Annotated in this window: 15 protein-coding genes; 10 read left to right on the top strand and 5 right to left on the bottom strand. The window is 40.3% G+C overall.

The annotated features are described in order from the left end of the window. Window positions 1–24 precede the first annotated feature (24 nt). Entirely contained in the window at window positions 25–753 is a 729-nt protein-coding gene (gene yaaA / locus FJR71_RS03005; RefSeq protein WP_140814440.1) for a peroxide stress protein YaaA, read from the top strand. A gap of 390 nt (window positions 754–1143) precedes the next feature. Here the strand turns inward: yaaA and FJR71_RS03000 are convergent, their stop codons facing one another. Next, window positions 1144–1590, bottom strand: coding sequence for a MarR family winged helix-turn-helix transcriptional regulator (locus FJR71_RS03000; protein ID WP_140814063.1), 447 nt, complete (start codon window positions 1588–1590; stop codon window positions 1144–1146). Window positions 1591–1888: 298 nt separating this feature from the next. Between FJR71_RS03000 and FJR71_RS02995 the strand changes: the two genes are divergently transcribed. Then, window positions 1889–3067 (top strand): pyridoxal phosphate-dependent aminotransferase, encoded by a 1179-nt coding sequence (locus FJR71_RS02995; protein ID WP_140814062.1) that lies wholly within the window; start codon window positions 1889–1891, stop codon window positions 3065–3067. Between the two features lie 192 nt (window positions 3068–3259). Here FJR71_RS02995 and FJR71_RS02985 read toward each other — a convergent pair whose 3' ends face one another. After that, window positions 3260–4003, bottom strand: a complete 744-nt coding sequence (locus FJR71_RS02985) for a cell surface protein (RefSeq protein WP_246040091.1) — start codon at window positions 4001–4003, stop codon at window positions 3260–3262. A gap of 16 nt (window positions 4004–4019) precedes the next feature. Here FJR71_RS02985 and FJR71_RS10075 point away from each other — a divergent pair, with 16 nt between their 5' ends. The 5 genes from FJR71_RS10075 to FJR71_RS02965 all read left to right on the top strand — a co-directional run bounded on the left by FJR71_RS10075 (window position 4020) and on the right by FJR71_RS02965 (window position 10843). After that, entirely contained in the window at window positions 4020–4286 is a 267-nt protein-coding gene (locus tag FJR71_RS10075) for a hypothetical protein (RefSeq protein WP_246040090.1), read from the top strand. Between the two features lie 308 nt (window positions 4287–4594). Then, on the top strand, window positions 4595–5938 hold the full coding sequence (gene asnS, locus FJR71_RS02980; RefSeq protein WP_037616614.1) for an asparagine--tRNA ligase: 1344 nt from the start codon (window positions 4595–4597) through the stop codon (window positions 5936–5938). A gap of 119 nt (window positions 5939–6057) precedes the next feature. Further along, on the top strand, window positions 6058–7257 hold the full coding sequence (locus FJR71_RS02975; RefSeq protein ID WP_140814061.1) for an MFS transporter: 1200 nt from the start codon (window positions 6058–6060) through the stop codon (window positions 7255–7257). A gap of 116 nt (window positions 7258–7373) precedes the next feature. After that, entirely contained in the window at window positions 7374–9110 is a 1737-nt protein-coding gene (locus tag FJR71_RS02970; RefSeq protein ID WP_140814060.1) for an ABC transporter ATP-binding protein, read from the top strand. After that, the gene (locus FJR71_RS02965; RefSeq protein ID WP_140814059.1) at window positions 9107–10843 is read left to right on the top strand and encodes an ABC transporter ATP-binding protein; all 1737 of its coding nucleotides are present in this window, start codon (window positions 9107–9109) and stop codon (window positions 10841–10843) included. Before FJR71_RS02970 ends, FJR71_RS02965 begins: the two co-directional genes overlap by 4 nt. A gap of 38 nt (window positions 10844–10881) precedes the next feature. On the opposite strand, the gene FJR71_RS02960 is transcribed toward FJR71_RS02965, so the two are convergent. The 3 genes from FJR71_RS02960 to FJR71_RS02950 form a co-directional block, all read right to left on the bottom strand. Beyond that, on the bottom strand, window positions 10882–12036 hold the full coding sequence (locus tag FJR71_RS02960; RefSeq protein ID WP_140814058.1) for an MFS transporter: 1155 nt from the start codon (window positions 12034–12036) through the stop codon (window positions 10882–10884). Window positions 12037–12188: 152 nt separating this feature from the next. Continuing rightward, window positions 12189–12929 (bottom strand): amino acid ABC transporter ATP-binding protein, encoded by a 741-nt coding sequence (locus FJR71_RS02955; RefSeq protein ID WP_048690604.1) that lies wholly within the window; start codon window positions 12927–12929, stop codon window positions 12189–12191. Continuing rightward, complete coding sequence (locus tag FJR71_RS02950; protein ID WP_140814057.1) at window positions 12929–15133, bottom strand: ABC transporter substrate-binding protein/permease; 2205 nt, start codon at window positions 15131–15133, stop codon at window positions 12929–12931. The genes FJR71_RS02955 and FJR71_RS02950 overlap by 1 nt, the downstream gene beginning before the upstream one ends. A 264-nt stretch (window positions 15134–15397) precedes the next feature. Here FJR71_RS02950 and FJR71_RS02945 point away from each other — a divergent pair, with 264 nt between their 5' ends. The 3 genes from FJR71_RS02945 to FJR71_RS02935 all read left to right on the top strand — a co-directional run bounded on the left by FJR71_RS02945 (window position 15398) and on the right by FJR71_RS02935 (window position 18718). Then, window positions 15398–16354, top strand: coding sequence for a CPBP family intramembrane glutamic endopeptidase (locus FJR71_RS02945; RefSeq protein WP_140814056.1), 957 nt, complete (start codon window positions 15398–15400; stop codon window positions 16352–16354). A 344-nt stretch (window positions 16355–16698) separates the two neighbouring features. Beyond that, window positions 16699–17382, top strand: a complete 684-nt coding sequence (locus FJR71_RS02940; protein WP_125336074.1) for a response regulator transcription factor — start codon at window positions 16699–16701, stop codon at window positions 17380–17382. Continuing rightward, a complete protein-coding gene (locus FJR71_RS02935; protein WP_140814055.1) occupies window positions 17375–18718 on the top strand; it encodes a sensor histidine kinase in 1344 nt (447 codons plus the stop codon). The genes FJR71_RS02940 and FJR71_RS02935 overlap by 8 nt, the downstream gene beginning before the upstream one ends. Window positions 18719–18722 lie beyond the last annotated feature (4 nt).

Genomic DNA, 18722 nt, shown 5'->3' with positions numbered 1-18722 from the left:
AATGAAATATGGTACAATAATTCTATGAAACTATTAATTCCAACTGCAAAAGAAATGAATCTGGATACCCCAGAAAAAACGGGTCATCCTGTATCAAATGAGCCACAAGCGGTCATCGATGCCTTAGCTTCATTATCTCTAGAAGAGTTAGCATCGCTTTATAAGATTTCTGAAGAACGAGCAAGTGAAGAAGAGCAACGGATCCAAGCGCTCAAGTCTGGTACAGCTAAGACCTATCCAGCTTTGAATCTCTTCGACGGCCTCATGTATCGGAATATCCGCCGTACGGACTGGACAGAAGCAGAAGCTGCTTATGTACAAGACCATCTCTTGATCACCTCAGCTCTTTATGGGGTGATTCCAGCCCTTACTCCGATTGCTCCTCATCGTTTGGACTTTCTCATGAAGCTCAAGGTCCAGGGGAAATCCTTAAAGACTTTTTGGAAGGCTGTCTATGATAAAGCTCTTGAGGAGGAAGATCTGATTATATCTTTGCTTTCCAGTGAGTTTGAAACTGTCTTTTCTAAGGAGATTCAAGATCGAATGGTGACCTTTAAATTTCTAGAAGAGAAAAATGGTCAGTTGAAGGTGCATTCGACTATATCTAAGAAAGCGCGTGGGGCTTTTGTGACAGCCTTACTAGAGAAGCAGATCACGAAGGTCGAAGAGATGAAGCAGTTAAGCTTTAATGGCTTTGCCTACCAGGATGATTTATCGACTGACAAACAATTAGTCTTTGTGAAATATGAGTAAATAAAAGGTACTAGTCAGCAACTACTAGTACATCAGATTGGAGGCAAAGCACTCTTAAAAACTTTCCTTAGGTGAGTACGGAAGTCGGCGAACTTATTCAAAGTTCCATGACTAATTATTGAGCCTCTTCGCTCTTTAATTTCTTGGCTCAGGCTAAAACAGTTCCCCAAACTGTTTTACTCTCAATAATCCGGGTGCCTGAAATATAATTGTTTCAGGCACTTTTCTCACAGCGGAAAGTTTTAACTCTGCTTAATGACTCAAAAAATCTTTTTAAGGTACTAGTTAACAGCGACTAGTACATTTTGTTCTTGAGAATAAAAAAAACGCGTTCATAGCTAGCAACACAAGTCAGCTGGCCATGAACACGACTGATTGAATGATTAGAATTTAGTGGGAGCCCTTTAGTTTTTTCAGAAGAGTTTGCAGTTGTTTTTGCTCTTCTTCGCTAAAGACATTCATAACTTTTTGAACATTTCGTATATGATCAGGAAGTACTTCGATAATTTTTTTACGTCCCTTTTCTGTCAAAGAAACAATGCAGGCACGACGGTCATCTGGATCCGTTTCGCGCTTGATCCATCCATCACGCACCATATTTCGAATCACGACAGTCATATTTCCAGAGGTCGCTAAAATACTGTCAATCAGGTTCTGAATACGGAGATCCCCCTTACTGTACAAGGTTTCTAAAACGGAAAACTGAGTAGGGGTCAACTGATGGTCCTTAAAGACATGAGACTCTGATGCACGAAAAGTCCGTTCCGCCTTGTGAAAGACAATCATCGTTTTTAATTCTGTTTGGGCTTCTTCAAATAGTTTTTCTAAATTCTTCATACTATTATTTTATCAATAAATAGTATTAGACGCTATTAAGCCTTAATATCAAATACATTACAGGTGGGTGACAAGATAATGGAATTATCAACACAAGAAATAGGTCTGTTAACTTCACTTTCAAATTATTTACAATTCGAATAGTTAGAAGGAGTAAAGTTTATGTGGAATCTTTAGCAAAATCTTGCTCCAAGTCAGATTTATGGTGTATAATATAGGTATTGTAGCCAGCTTCTGGTAGAATCTTTGTTTAAATTGGTTCGTCTGTAACTGGTCCCAGATAGAAAGTAGGTAAGGTATGAAAATTTCTGATCGTGTATTAAAGATGGAAGAAAGTGTCACCCTGGCAAGTGATGCCAAGGCAAAAAAACTAAAGGCAGAAGGAAAAGATATCCTCTTTCTAACCTTGGGCCAGCCTGATTTTCACACTCCTGAGAATATTCAAGATGCTGCAGTTCAAGCTATTCGGGATGGACGGGCTTCCTTTTATACGGTTGCTTCTGGCCTTCCAGCATTAAAGGCTGCCGTCAATACCTATTTCGAACGCTACTATGGATATTCCGTTTCACCAAATCAAGTCACCTTTGCGACAGGTGCCAAGTTTTCGCTCTATACCTTCTTTATGGCTGTGCTCAATCCAGGTGATGAGGTTATTATCCCGACACCATACTGGGTCAGCTATGGAGACCAGGTCCTGATGGCAGAAGGGGTTCCCGTCTATGTCAAAGGACACCAAGCCAATGATTTTAAGGTATCCGTTGAGCAATTGGAAGAAGCTCGGACGGAGAAAACTAAGGTCTTGGTCTTAAACTCTCCTTCTAATCCGACGGGGATGATTTATAGCAAGGACGAACTCCTAGCCATTGGAAATTGGGCTGTCGAACATGACATTATTATTTTAGCGGATGATATCTATGGTCGTCTGGTCTATAACGGCAATGAGTTTGTTCCGATTTCAAGCTTATCGGAAGCCATCCGCAAACAAACGGTTGTCATTAACGGTGTTTCAAAAGCCTATGCTATGACAGGTTGGCGGGTTGGTTATGCGGTTGGTGATCCCGAAATCATCGCAGCTATGAGTAAACTGACTGGTCAAACAACTTCCAACCTGACGGCCGTATCGCAGTATGCTACGATTGAAGCCTTGACAGGTCCACAAGACTCGGTAGAGGTGATGCGTCAAGCCTTTGAGGAGCGTTTGAATACCATCTATCCTCTTTTGTGCGAAGTTCCAGGTTTTGATGTCATCAAGCCACAGGGAGCTTTCTATCTCTTCCCAAATGTCAAAAAAGCCATGGAGATGAAAGGTTATACAGATGTGACAGAGTTTGCAACTGCCATCCTGGAAGAAGTGGGTGTTGCCCTTATTACAGGTGCTGGATTTGGAGCCCCAGAAAATGTCCGTCTTAGCTATGCTACTGACCTGGAAACGTTGAAAGAAGCTGTTCGCCGCTTGCATCAATTTATGGAGAATTAAAATAAGAGAGTGGGACAGAAATCGGTAATTCGTCAGAATTCGATTTCGTCGTCCCACCTCCGCACAGTTGAGTAGGGCTGTAAAAGCTGATGAAATCAGCGTAGTAGAGCCCACTCAACCACTGCGTATTGCTCGACAATCCAAAAATAATTGAGAGGCTAGGACTTTTGTCTTAGCCTCTTTTCTATAGAATTATAAGTAATCGACAGATAGAATAGTATTCGCCTTTTTCACAGGGACACGGGTCTTAGCCCCATTGTTTCCTTTTGGAAGGCGGAATTTTTTCACTTCTGGACTAGATGGTTTTGCTGGAGCCTTCTTGCTAACAGGTACGCGTGTTTTGGCTCCATTATTTCCTTTTGGAAGACGAAGTTTCTGAACAGGTTTTTCTGGAGTAGAAGGAATCACAGGTTTTTCAACAACTGGGCTTGTCACTTCTTTATAGAAATAGGTTACAGTAACTAGGTTAGAAATGTGGAGTTTATGAGAGGTCAATTCTCCTTTGTCAGCAGATTGGAAGGTATAAGTTTTTCCATTGGCTTGAATCTGTGCGGGTGCTGTTGGGAGACCAGCTTCATAAGCCAAATCAAGGCTCCGCTCGACGCTATTTTCTTGGGAAGGAACAATTTCTTGTCCCTTATCGTCTACAAAACGAGCACGTTTTACAACTTCAGGATTCAAATCGATATCGTCATAGAGATGAATGACTTCAATGACGGGCGCGTTTGCAGTTCCTTTTTCAGGAGCGCTCTTGTAATGGAAGCCATCTTTAATATCAAGCTCAGAATATCGTACTCGATACCATGTTTTTCCATTTTCGTCTGTAACGGTTGCTGGCCCATTTCCAGAAACGTCATATTTGGTGAAAGCACGGGCTTCAACTGTCTTGTAGACGACATCTGTAGAAGATGCAATTGGAGAAAAGTCTGGTTTCAAAGTCCGACGACGATGGATGACACGAATTTCGGAGATTCGTGGATCTACTGGTGTTTCAGCAGGAGCTGGGGTTGGTTCCTCAACTGTTGGGATAGCTGTTTCTTCGCTAGGAAGTGGTGCTGTTTCTTCGTTTGTAGCTGTAGTAGCTGAACTCTCTGAACTTCCTGAAACAGGAGCAAGCCTATCTTGTCATTCAGTGACAGGGCCTGTCTGCTCATCAGCAAAAGTGGTTGTTGCGAGACTGAGGGCTAAAACAGCTGCACACAATCCCGTAGTGAGTTGAATTTTCTTTTTCATTTTTTCCTCCTTATACATACTGTTAGTATAACTTGTAAGCTTTTTACTTGTCAAAAACGGTTGCTAGAAAGACTAAAAAAGACTGGAATTCCCTTTGAAAAATCAAAATATAGGAAAAAATTTTTATATCGGTTCAAGAATTTGAAAAGTTGATTGACTTTTCTTTAAAAAGTCAGCTTTCGTTAAAAAAAGACGCATTTTAGCTTGTGAGAGATAGCTATCAAGTCCTAATTGTGGTAAAATGAAAGGTGACCATGTCTTCGGACAAGTACAATGAGAAAAGGAAGATGTATTATGACAAAACGGATTACCATCATCGAAGTAAAAGACTATGTCGGTCAAGAAGTGACCATCGGTGCTTGGGTGGCGAATAAATCAGGAAAAGGGAAGATCGCATTCTTGCAATTGCGTGACGGAACGGCCTTCTTCCAAGGTGTTGCTTTCAAACCAAACTTTATCGAAAAATTCGGCGAAGAAGTAGGTCTTGAAAAATTTGACACCATCAAACGTCTAAGCCAAGAAACATCTGTTTTCGTGACAGGGATTGTCAAAGAAGACGAGCGTTCTAAATTTGGTTACGAGCTCGATATTACAGACATCGAAGTGATCGGTGAATCTCAAGATTACCCAATCACTCCAAAAGAACATGGAACAGACTTCTTGATGGACAACCGTCACTTGTGGCTTCGTTCACGCAAACAAGTAGCTGTCATGCAAATCCGTAATGCGATCATCTATGCAACTTATGAGTTTTTTGATAAGAATGGCTTCATGAAGTTTGATAGCCCAATTCTTTCAGGTAATGCGGCAGAAGATTCAACTGAACTGTTTGAAACTGACTACTTTGGAACACCAGCCTACTTGAGTCAATCTGGTCAGCTTTATCTTGAAGCGGGTGCTATGGCTCTTGGTCGCGTCTTTGACTTTGGTCCAGTATTCCGTGCTGAAAAATCTAAGACTCGTCGTCACTTGACTGAGTTCTGGATGATGGATGCTGAGTATTCATACTTGACACATGATGAATCACTTGACTTGCAAGAAGCTTATGTTAAAGCTTTGCTTCAAGGTGTTTTGGACCGTGCTCCTCAAGCCTTGGAAACATTGGAACGTGATACTGAGCTCTTGAAACGCTACATTGCAGAGCCATTCAAACGCATCACTTACGATGAAGCGATTGATCTCTTGCAAGAGCATGAAAACGATGAAGACGCTGACTACGAACATTTGGAACATGGAGATGACTTCGGTTCACCACACGAAACGTGGATTTCAAACCACTTTGGTGTACCAACCTTTGTCATTAACTACCCAGCAGATATCAAGGCCTTCTACATGAAGCCAGTTCCTGGTAACCCAGACCGCGTGCTTTGTGCCGACTTGCTTGCACCAGAAGGCTACGGAGAAATCATCGGTGGCTCCATGCGTGAGGAAGACTACGACGCTCTTGTTGCGAAGATGGAATCACTTGGTATGGATCGTACAGAGTATGAATTCTACCTTGACCTCCGTAAATACGGTACAGTCCCACACGGTGGATTTGGTATCGGTATCGAGCGTATGGTAACCTTCGCAGCTGGTACAAAACACATCCGTGAAGCCATTCCATTCCCACGTATGTTGCACCGTATCAAACCTTAAGAACTATATAAAACGTCAGTTGGCGTTTTTACTTTAAACGAAAGAGGTGGGGAAAATGTAGGCAACTCTAAGTAAGTCTTTTAGAAAAACTCATATTATATATTGAAAGAGAGAAAAAAATGTTTAAAAGAACTTACAAAGGCAATATTCCACTCCTGGCAGGTCTGGAATTCACTTCTTATTTTGGAATTACTAGTTTTTGGATTTTATTTTTTATCCAAAATGGTCTTTCCTTGCTTCAAATCGGTCTATTAGAGAGTATCTTTCATGGGACAAGTCTCTTATGTGAAATCCCATCTGGTATGTTGGCCGATCGATTTAGCTACAAGACCAATCTCTATTTGGCTCGCTTGGCCAGTATTGTGTCCTCTATCTTGATTTTGTTTGGTCAGGGGATTTTTTGGATTTATGCGATTGCTATGATGGTCAATGCTTGGTCCTACAATTTTGACTCAGGGACCAGTACCGCTTTCTTATATGATTCTGCTGTTGAAGCTGATCAAAAGGACCGATATCTTCAGATTTCTAGCTTTTTATCTGGTGTGGCAGAAGTCACCCGAACCTTAGGTACAGTTGTGGCAGGCTTCTTTATTCACGGAGCATTGGCCTGGACCTATCTGATTGCTATTGGACTATCCTTGCTATCCATCCTCTTGATTTTTCTAATGAAAGAGCCAGAGAGTAAGAGCGGTGAAAGAAATCACTTGACCATAAAGCGTATATTGGAGGTAGTGAAACAAGAGTGGCAGGAAAAACCAGTCTTGTTTTACTGGATGTTCACCTATCAGCTGGTAGGAACCATCATGTGTATGTTTTATTTTTACTACCAACAGAAAATCAGTGACCTAGCTAGTTGGCAAGTATCGCTCATCATGTTGATTGGAAGTGGATTTAATCTTCTAGCAGTTTATCTAGCTAGTCAAATCGGGAAAAAATGGAACAGTAATCAAGTCTTTCCAATCCTGGTTGCACTGACAGGTTTGGCCTTGCTGTTGGTAGGGTGGAGGACTCCATTCGCCTATCTGAGTGTCTATCTCTTGACCAATGCCCTTTATGCAGTGTATCAACCCATTTACTACAATGATTTACAAGCTTATTTGCCTTCTAGTGTACGAGCAACCATGCTTAGTATCAATTCGATGATGTTTAGTTTGTCTATGATTGTGATCTTCCCACTGACTGGTTGGTTGATTGACACTTGTGGATTTGTAGCTGTTTTCCTTGTACTAGGCCTTGTGATCCTCCTATCTTTCCCTCTCTTACTGATTGGATTAGGGAAAATGGGCAATCTATTAAATAAGGGGACAAAGATGGAATAATATTCCTGACGTACATTGGGTCGTTTTTCAACTCTCTCTGCTTTGCAGGGAGAGTTTTTCTCTCTTTCTAAATTGTGGTAAAATAAGTACATCCATTAGAAAGAGAAACTAGTAGTATGAAAGACTTATTGAAATACTTCAGGAATTATAAAAAAGAATCCATACTGGGACCGTTTTTCAAGTTGTTAGAAGCAACTTTTGAATTACTGGTTCCACTTTTAATTGCCCATCTGGTCGATCAGCTCATCCCCCGTCAGGATCAAGGGGGGATATTTGGACTGGTTGGTCTCTTATTTGTTTTTGCTGGTTTTGGGGTTCTTGTAGCGATAACGGCCCAATATTATTCGTCAAAAGCAGCGGTTGGCTATACCAAGGAATTGACTAATGACCTATATGAGAAGATTCTCAGCTTGTCTAAGGAGCAAAGAGACCGTTTAACCACCTCAAGTCTCGTGACGCGCTTAACCAGTGATACCTATCAGATTCAAACGGGGATTAATTTATTTTTACGTCTATTTCTCCGTGCGCCGATTGTCGTTTTCGGATCGATTTTTATGGCCTTCACCATTAGTCCGCAACTGACCTTATGGTTTATTGGTATGGTTGCCCTCTTGACCTTAATCATTGTCCTTATGTCTCGTCTGGTCAATCCTCTTTATGCGCGCATAAGGAAAATTACGGACCGAATGGTTACCATTACGCGTCAGCAGTTACAAGGGATGAGGGTTATCCGCGCCTTTGGGCAGGCATCTCACGAAGAAGCAGAGTTTAATGAGGTTAACCAAGACTATACGAAGTGGCAATTAGTGGTCTCTAAATGGTCTAGTTTAATCAGTCCCTTAACTTTTCTCGTCGTGAATGGAACCTTGATTTGTATTCTTTGGCAAGGGCAAGCCTCTATTCAAATGGGGACCCTCAGTCAAGGAATGTTGGTTGCTTTGGTCAATTACCTGCTTCAAATTTTGACGGAATTGCTGAAGTTAGCCATGTTGGTGACATCGCTCAACCAAAGCTATATTGCTGCTGGTCGGATAGTCCAGGTCTTTGAAGAAAAAAGTGAAGAGCTGGATCAAGAGTTGGATGATGTATCTGTTTCTGACCCTCAACTGGCCCTCCAGATCCAAGACCTTGTCTTTACCTATCCTTTAGCTGCAAAACCATCCTTAGAAGGGATTCACTTATCCCTGAACAAGGGCCAAACTTTGGGAATCATAGGAGGGACAGGTGCTGGTAAATCTACTTTGGTTCAATTGTTAGGTCATCTGTATGAAGCAAGTAAAGGAAGTCTAACTATTTTTAAAGATGGAGAAAATCCAAAGACTCTTCGTCAATGGCGTGACTGGGTAGCAGTAGTTCCACAAAAGGCTGAGCTCTTTAAAGGGAGTATTCGTTCAAACCTAACATTAGGATTAAATGAGGAACAGAACGAAGAGCAGTTGTGGTGGGCCTTGGGAGTTGCGCAAGCAGCTGATTTCGTCCGTGAGAAAGAGGGAGGACTAGAGGCTCCCGTAGAAGCTTTTGGACGGAATTTTTCTGGTGGTCAACGGCAACGTTTAACCATCGCTCGGGCTGTCCTTCGCCAAGCACCATTTTTGGTCTTGGATGATTCTACATCTGCCTTGGACTATTTGACAGAAGCAAGACTATTACAGGCTCTAAAAGAGGAGTTGACGGAAACAAGCCTCATCCTCATCTCGCAGCGGACCAATAGTCTACGAAGTGCTGAGCAAATTCTCATCTTAGATAAAGGTCGTCAAGTCGGCCTAGGAAGTCATGAAGACTTGGTGGCAACCAATCCTTTATACCAAGAGATTCATTTCTCCCAACAGAAGAGAGAGGAGGGGGCAGAATGAAACAGAAGACTTATTTACGGCGCTTGCTTGCTGATATAGCCAAACAGCCCATTTGGCTAATCTTAGCCAGTCTGGGAACCATCTTACAAGTCTTGTTGACCGTCTATATCCCTATCCTAATCGGGCGGGCAATAGACTTAGTGGTCCTCCCTGATGCAGCTCACCTCATACTCCCACTTATCCTGCAAATGGGTCTAGTGATCCTCTTTGCAACCTTGATTCAATGGTTGAATCCTTTAATTTACAATCAGATGATCTATCGATACAGTGAGGACTTAAGGGAGAAGGTCATCCAGAAAGTACATGTCCTTCCTTTATCTTTCCTGGATCGTCAAGGTACTGGGGATTTGGTCAGTCGCTTGACCACGGACGTTGAACAACTGAACAATGGTTTATTCATGGTCTTCAGTCAGTTCTTTGTTGGTCTTCTTACAATCTTAGTGACCATCGCTAGTATGGCCCGATTGGATTGGATGATGATGGGGATGGTTTTGATCCTGACTCCTTTATCACTCTTTATCGCTCGTTTTATTGCCAAGCGTTCCTACCATCTCTTTCGGATGCAGACCCAAGCTCGTGGGGCTCAGACGCAGATGATTGAAGAATCTCTCAGTCAAGAAAGCTTGCTCCAAGCTTTTAATGCGCAGGGTCAGTTTAAAGACAAGTTTATTGAGATCAATGGCGACTATGCTGGTTATTCTCAAGAGGCGATTTTTTATTCCTCTACCGTTAATCCTGCGACGCGCTTTGTCAATGCCCTGATTTATGCGTTGGTGACAGGATTTGGAGCCTTCCGAATCCTATCTGGAACGGGCTTTACTGTTGGCCAGTTGGTGACCTTCCTCAACTATGTCAATCAGTATACCAAACCCTTCAATGACATCTCATCTGTCCTTGCTGAGTTGCAAAGTGCCTTGGCTTGTGCGGAACGTCTCTACAGTGTCTTGGATCAAGAGGAAGTGAAAGAAAGTGGCAAGAGAGACTTGCAAGAAGAGACTGTCAAAGGAGCTGTCCAATTTGATCATGTCAGCTTTGGTTATCGCCCTGATCAGACCCTCATAAAGGACCTCTCCATTTCCATCCCGCCAGCTAGTAAGGTAGCTATTGTTGGTCCAACTGGGGCTGGGAAATCTACACTAATTAACCTTCTCATGCGATTCTATGATGTGGATCAGGGGCAGTTGAGCTTAGATCATGAAGCTGTAGATAGCTATAGTCTAGAAAGCTACCGCAAGCAGTTTGGAATGGTTCTACAAGAGACTTGGCTCAAAGTTGGAACGGTTCATGAGAATATCGCATTTGGTCGACCAGATGCTAGTCGGGAAGAAGTGGTTCAAGCAGCAAAAGCTGCCAATGCTGATTTCTTCATTCAACAGCTTCCAGATGGCTATGATACCTATCTAGCGGATGCGGGAGACTCCCTCTCTCAAGGACAAAGACAGCTTCTGACCATTGCTCGGGTCTTTCTTGCAGTACCTAAGATTCTGATCCTAGATGAGGCGACCTCTTCCATTGACACGCGGACAGAGTTGCTCATTCAGGAGGCCTTTCATAAGTTGATGATGGGTCGAACGAGCTTTGTGATTGCCCATCGTCTATCTACAATTGAAAATGCGGATCTCATCCTAGTTATGGTAGATGGAAATATTGTCGAATACGGGAATCATACGGAGTTGATGGCTCAAAAAGGCGTATATTACAAAATGCAAACTGCCCAACTTTCTAGTAATTAAGACAGAAAAAGACTGGATCTTTGTCCAGTCTTTTGTATTTAATCCTGCTGATCTTTTAAAAGATAGAGAAGAGAGAAGGCCAGGAGAGCCATAGCAATACCTAATACTGTAAAAATAAAAGCATTGCTTTCGGAGATGAATCCGATGGTACTAAGAGCAAAAGGTGTAATGGCTGCTCCAAAGCTACAACCTAAAACGGCAACAGAAGTAACATGATTCAAGCGTTTAGCAGGGATCTTCTCTGAAATAATCTGAAAAACCATTGTGAGGGATGTACTATAGGTATAACCTGAGAAGAGAGCAGAAATTCCAAGTAAAGGAATGCTAGGAGAAAGAGCTATCGCAATTAATGAAAGGCCGAAAGCAATACCCGCAAATGTAATGAGCTTATTCTTAAAGGTATGGACAAGTCCAGAGAATGTGAGACCTGCGAGGATACCAATTAGTTGCATACCGCTTAGGATGAGACTAGCTGAGTTGTATGATTCTTTGAAAGTATAAGCAACAATACTTGGTATGCGAAGAGTAACACCGACATTACATAAGACAATCATTGCGGCTACAAGAGCTAAGATAATGGTTAATTTCCACTCTTCTTTTTTTAGCGGCTCTTTATGGTTAGCAGAAGCATGATGTTCTTCTTCGTGTTTTTCATAAGGAACGAAGGTTAAGAAAAGGAAGAGAACAATTAAACCAGCTCCATAAGCTAAGAAACTTGCAGTCCAACCAAATTGTAATAGAAAACCAACTAATAAGGTGACTAAGGCAGTTCCGACTACTTCAGCAGAACCACGAAATCCAAGTGTTTGGATTCTTTCGCGACCATGGTAGCGTTCGCTAATGATGGAGATTGCCTTTGCATTGATCAATCCGACTCCCATCCCAAAAATTAAACGTGAGAGAAAAAGAATCGGATAAGCTTGGTTGATGAAGGGAATCATTCCAAAAAAGGAAAGAATCAAGAGACCGGTAACAATCATCTTTCTTTCATCTAAAAACTTCTCGATAAGAGTATTTAAAAATAAGGTGACCATGATACCAGCAGATGGAAGAGATACCAAGAGTTCAATCTGGCCTTTAGGTAAATCCTTATAATAATTAAACATGGAAGGAAGTGCGCTTGAGATAGAGAAAGAAGTTGTTAGTACCAGAGATAAAGAAAGGATACTAACTTTTTCTAATAATTTTTTCATATTTACCTACATTCTTTTATTACGTCTTTTGACACTCTACTATGGTATAGTTTTTTGATTCATTTAGCAAGTTATTTAGATGAAATTTCTTAATATTTTTCATATTTGGAAGAAGAAAAAAACTGGAGGTTTAACTCCAGTTTTTATTTCTATTAAACGTTTAAGACTTTATCCAAGAATTCTTTCAATCGTGGGTGTTGTGGGTTGTCGAAGATTTGGTCTGGTTTGCCGTCTTCGAGGAATTCCCCATCAGCGGTAAAGATGACACGATTGGCTACTTGACGAGCAAATCCCATCTCGTGGGTAACGATAATCATGGTCATGCCTTGTTTAGCCAAGTCCTTCATAACGTTCAGTACGTCCCCTACCATTTCAGGGTCAAGGGCAGAAGTCGGTTCGTCAAAGAGCATGACATCTGGCTTCATTGCCAAACCACGCGCAATGGCCACCCGCTGTTTCTGACCACCTGACAAGCTATCAGGAGAGACATCAGCTTTGTCAGCCAGTCCAACCTTTTCCAAGAGTTCCATTGCTAATTCCTTAGCTTCTTCCCGACTCATACGTTTGTGCTCTAAAGGAGCAAACATGATGTTTTCGATAACACTCATATGAGGGAAAAGGTTGAAGTGCTGGAAGACCATCCCGACATTTTCACGAACGATATCAATGTTTGTTTTTGGATCAGTAAGATCATAGCCGTTCACGGTAATCTGTCCCTTGGTTACTTCTTCGAGAAGATTGAGACTGCGTAGGAAGGTTGATTTACCTGAACCAGATGGTCCGATGATACAAACCACATCTCCTTCGTAGAATTTTGTTGAGATGCCTTTTAGGACCTCATTTTCACCGTAATATTTGTGGAGGTCATGGACATCAATTTTTAATTTAGCCATTAGTTAGCCCTCTTTTCTAATTGTTTTGCAAAGCGTGTCAATAAGGTAATGATGACGAGGTAAAAGACCGCAAGGATTGCATACATCTTGAAACTTTGGTAGTTTCGAGCGATGATAATCTTACCAGTTTGGAAGAGCTCGACCAAACCGATCGCAGACACGATAGTCGTATCTTTCAGTGCAATAACGAATTGGTTGACGAAGTTTGGAAGCATCAGTTTAGTCGCTTGAGGCAATATGATCTTGCGCATGGTCTTGCTATAAGAAATCCCGAGGCTTCGACTAGCTTCCATCTGTCCGGCAGGGACTGCTTGAATCCCTCCTCGAACAATCTCAGCAATATAAGCAGCAGCATTGAGGGAGAGAGCGATGGTACCTGCAAGGAAGTCATTGATTGGGGATTGGTGACCCGTCATGGACTCGATCAAATTGGGAATTCCCCAGAAGATGAAGGCAGCAAGGATCATCAGTGGGATACCACGGATGACATCGACGAAGATCTCTGCTGTCCAACGAAGCCATTTATAAGGACTGACACTGAACATTCCAAAGATGATCCCAATCACCATAGCGATCGCAAATGATAGAAGTGCTAGTGCAATAGTGACCCCAAGTCCACTTAACAATTGTTTGTAGTTGTTTTGGAGCAAGCCCCAGATAGTCGTTTCATCCACTGAAGTAGATTCTGTGGATTCTTCGCTATCGCTTGAAAGGTACTTATCCAAGATCTTTTGGTATTCGCCACTTTCTTTTAAGTTGGCCAAACCGTTGTTGAACATTTCAATCAATTCAGGGTTCGAATCCTTTTGGACAGCGAAGGCAACTTGCCCACTTGGAGTTCCTTCGATAGGTGTTTTGAATTTACGTCCTTGTTTAATGGCATATTTGATGACAGGTTCGTCATCCATGATAGCAGCTACAGAACCAGAGTTCAAGCTGTCATACATAGAAGCCCCATCTGAGAAGGTTTTGATTTTATAGCCATACTTGCTCTTGTTTTCCTCGAGGAAAGTTTGAGAAGCAGTACCATTTTTGACACCAACTGTTTTTCCTTTTAGATCTTCGTAGGAAGCAATGTTACTACTTTCTTGAACTGCTAGGATTGAATTCGTTGTGTAGTATGGATCTGAGAAGTCAAAAGTCGCCTTACGCGCATCAGTAACAGTCATCCCGGCAATCATTCCATCGGCATTACCATTCTGGACATCACTGACAGCAGCATCAAAACCTGGATTGCTAATTTCTAGAGTAAAGCCTTGGTCTTTGGCAATGGCCTTAATCAATTCCATATCAATCCCAGTGTATTTACTTTGATCATTTTGGAAGACGAAGGGAGCAAAAGAGGAATCACTAGAAATTTTGTATTTTTTCTTCTTAGGAGTCGCCTTTTGGCCAGCTTTTGTGCTCGTTTCAGGAACAGCAGAAGTGCTGGCGGTAGTCGTTGTTGAAGATGATGATTGGCTGCTTCCAGTCCATTTTTCAATAATTTGGTCTAGAGTACCATCTTTCTTCATTTGAGCAAGGGCAGTATTGAATTGTTTAATAAGGTTTTCATGGGACCCATCTTTTTTGACCCCAAAAGCAAAGCTTCCAACAGCTTCTCCTTCCATATTAATAGAAAGATCTTGGCCTTGCTTAATGGCATATTCGATAACAGGTTGGTCGTCCATAATGGCATCCACTGCACCGGTTGATAAACTATTGTTCATCAAATCACTGGTATCGAATGTCTTGATCGTATAACCGTACTGATCTTTGTTCTTCTGAAGGAAGCGTTGAGCGGCTGTTCCGTTTTTGACTCCGACCGTTTTTCCTTTGAGCTGGTCATAGGAAGTGATTTTATTTGCTTTCTTAGTCGCAATCACGACTTTTGTATCATAGTAGGTATCAGACATAGCAAAGACTTGTTCGCGCTCTTTGGTCTTGGTCATCCCTGCCATAATGGCATCGGCTTGGCCGGATTGGACCATGTTGACAGCCGCATCAAAGCCTGGGAAAGACTTGTCTAATGTCCAACCGTTGATTTCAGCGACCTTGTCCAAAATTTCAACGTCAATTCCTTTATAAACTTGGTCTGAGTCTTTAAATTCGAAGGGTGCATATGCCGTATCGAAAACGACCTTAACAGTTTCAGCCTGTGCTTGGCTCGCAAAGGCGAATAGTGGAAATAAGAAAAGCAAACATGCTACTAGTTTTTTCTTCATTTCGTTCTCCTTTATATCTAATCCACTGGTCTCGAGAAGAGCAATGGAAGGGATACCCTAAGAGGGCTTTAAAAAAACAAAGAATTCATACTGAAACAAGTATGAATTTCAATCATTTATTTTTTACAAGGTTTATCATACCACAAATGAAACCTAAAATCAAGAATTTTAACCATTCCATGTTAGGTTTTCTAACATCATTAAATATTGCAGTCTCTGATTTTCTTTGCTACAATGAAACTATAAGATAAAAGGAGGAATATCATGAAGAAAGGGAAGATCATTCAAGATATAAAAACTAACACCTCATGGCCAGTACTTGTTTCTACACTATTCTATGTGTTTTTAACCTTCCTATTTGTTGAAGGTGGACTTTGGTTTGGGAGGGAGTTTGTTGGACCATTTTCTCTAGTCATAGAGTTCTTAACAGAGCTCTTTTCACCAGGCAATGGGGGAGCAAGTGTCCAAGAATTATTCTACCATTATTTTCTTTATTGTGAGCTTTTCAGTTTTGTATTCATTCTTTTACTCTTTATTTTTTGGGTGAAGTTCATTGAGAAGAATCCCTTATCGACTTTAGGTTTTGTAAAAAGAAATTGGCTTAAATATCTTAGCTGGGGAGTCTTAATCTCCCTGCTTCAAATGGGTGTGATTGCCCTTGTCTACCAGGTGGGGGGAATCGGGTCTTTTGAGCTTAATGAATTAAGTTTAGAACCCATCCTCTTTATTCTAGGTTTATTCCCTTTTTGGCTTCTTCAAGGAGGGACTGAAGAAGTAGCGACGCGGGGTTGGCTCCTAACTCGGATTGCAGCAAGAACTAATCTACCTTTAGCAATCGCGATTTCTAGTAGTCTCTTTGGCTTTCTCCATCTGGGAAATTCAGGAGTGACCTTCTTATCCGTACTGAATATCATCCTCGATGGAGTGCTAGCTGGTCTTCTCCTTATCTACACCAATAGTATCTGGCTAGTGGTCGCCCAACACGGTACTTGGAACTATGTACAAGGAAATCTCCTTGGTTTTCAAGTCAGTGGAACGGGCGCAGATGCGTCTATCTTTAGCTTTACTATGGGATCAGGACCTGACTGGCTGACCGGAGGGGCATTTGGTGCAGAAGGATCGATCATCACCACTCTGGTTCTTCTTGTATCCCTAGTGATTGTTTATCGCTTAGGGGAGAGGAAAGAAAGAGTTGTTACTGAACAAGTAAGAAATGGCTGAAAGGAAATAATGATGAATAAGGAGACAGGTTCTTGAGCCTGTCTTTTTCCTGTGACAGGATCCTCTCTTCAAAAGTAAGAGCAATATCAATTTAAAGATCGATCAAATGAGGCAATTCAATTATTGAATGATAATTGCTGGATAAGTAATGACATTGATGGTATTCAAATTAGATAATTTAATATTACGAATTTTGTTCAAGATAGTGTAAAATAGATCTGTACGAGTTTCTAAAAATTTAATTTTAAAAATAAAGAACAATACAAATTGATGTATTGAGCCTGATTTTTGTTAAAAATATGAAGCTTTGCAGTTAGTTCTCTAAAGTATTTTGAGGTGATAGAATGTATAAGATATTAGTTGTAGATGACGATTTTGAAATTTTGAAACTGATGCGAACTATTCTAGAGATGAAAAACTATCAGGTAATGACGTATCAAGAAGTGACCGTACCAATCGATATTAATAATTTCAAAGGATTTGATCTGATTTTATTAGATGTAATGATGCCTAATATAGATGGTATGCAAATTTGTAAGCAGATTAGAAATAAAGTAAGCTCTCCTATTATTTTTGTTAGTGCAAAAGATACTGAAGAAGATATAGTATCAGGGTTGAATTTAGGAGGAGATGACTATATTACAAAACCTTTTAGCATCAATCAATTAGTTGCCAAAGTTGCTGCAAATCTAAAACGAGAAGAACGATACAAACAAGGTGAATTGAGTAACCAAGTTGTTCGAGACTTATCTCCAATAACGATTTATTTACAAGAAAAAATTGTTTGTATTAATGGAGATAGTCTTACTTTTACAAGAAGGGAATATGATATCATAGAGCTGTTATCTAGTAACCCAAGAAAAATTTTTACTGTACAAGATATATATGAAAATGTTTATGATGACGATGCTGAAACCCTCTTTCATTCAATATCTGAGTATATTTATCAAATAAGATTAAAATTCTCATCTTATGGAATTAATCCTATAAAAACAGTTAGAGGTATGGGATACAAGTGGCATGATTAAGAAGAAGAGTACAATTAGAGGACGCGTAATAAGGACGGTTTTAGAACTAGTAACAGGTACGTTACTGAGTATACTTTTATTTTTTATAATTACATATTTACTTGTTTTTACTGGACAATTAAATGCATACGGCTCTAAAATTGAAATTTCAGTTAGTGATACTAGCAATTTAAGTGATGTAGTTAAAGCAATGAATAACTCTATATTTGATTATGTTGTATTTAATCGCAAGACAGGTACAATTGAAGAGGGCAATTATCAAAAAGAGGATTTGCCTGCCTATCGAGAAGTTTTTGAAAAAAATGAATCTGTAAGTAATGAGACAGTGTATTATGGGTATTACGCTAATTCAGAGATTATACTTACTGTCAGGCAACCCATGATACCTGAGTTTGTTAATCCGAATTTGCGTCACATTTCATTTAATCTATTTTCTTATTTATTCTTCTTCGTTTTCGAAACGATTTTACTCATTTGGTCACTTACAAGATTAATAAAAGAATTTTCAAAAAACTTTCTCCTTATACAAAAAAAAGCTTTAAACATGGGGCAGTTAACATTTAAAGATGAAAATATTCCTGCTCAAATACAAGAGTTCGATGAAATTCTTTCTGTATTATATCAAAAGGACGACGAGTTAACTAATTTACTCAAATCAGAGAGAAGGGAGAAGGAAGATTTATCTTTTCAAGTTGGTGCATTAGCCCATGATGTAAAAACTCCTTTAACAGTACTAAAGGGAAATTTAGAGTTGCTTGAATTAACTAACTTGACTGTTCAACAGAAGGAATACACTCAGTCAATGAATAACAGTATAGTGATTTTTGAAAGATACTTTAGTTCAATGATTGATTATTCAAGATTACTAATTGAAGATAAAGATTGTGGAGAACAGATACATTTACCTGAATTTCTAAGTGAGCTATCAGTAGAGGCGAAATCTGTAATGGATAATGAAATGGTTGATTTCAAAATTATTAATACTACAAAATTAATGTTTTTCAAGGGAAATCGCTTTAATTTAAATCGGGCATTAATTAACATTTTAGCAAATGCAGCAAGATATAGTTCTGGAGAAAAAAAAGTTACGCTTACTATCATTGAGGAAACAGAGTATATTAATTTTGGAGTGTGGAATAATGGTCTGCCTTTTACTGAACAGTCGTTATTAAATGCAGATAAGTTATTTTATACTGAGAATAAAGGTAGGAATAATAACCACTATGGTTTAGGTTTAGCATTTGCTAAACAGGTTGCAAATAAACATTTTGGAGAATTGATTTTATCAAATCCAGATCGTGGTGGTGCTCAAGTGACGTTGCTTATTAAAAAATAATTCT

This window comes from Streptococcus xiaochunlingii (assembly GCF_006385805.1).
GTDB lineage: Bacteria > Bacillota > Bacilli > Lactobacillales > Streptococcaceae > Streptococcus > Streptococcus xiaochunlingii.
The sequence above is the reverse complement of the archived record's forward strand: the minus strand, read 5'-3'. Positions and strand labels throughout refer to the sequence as shown.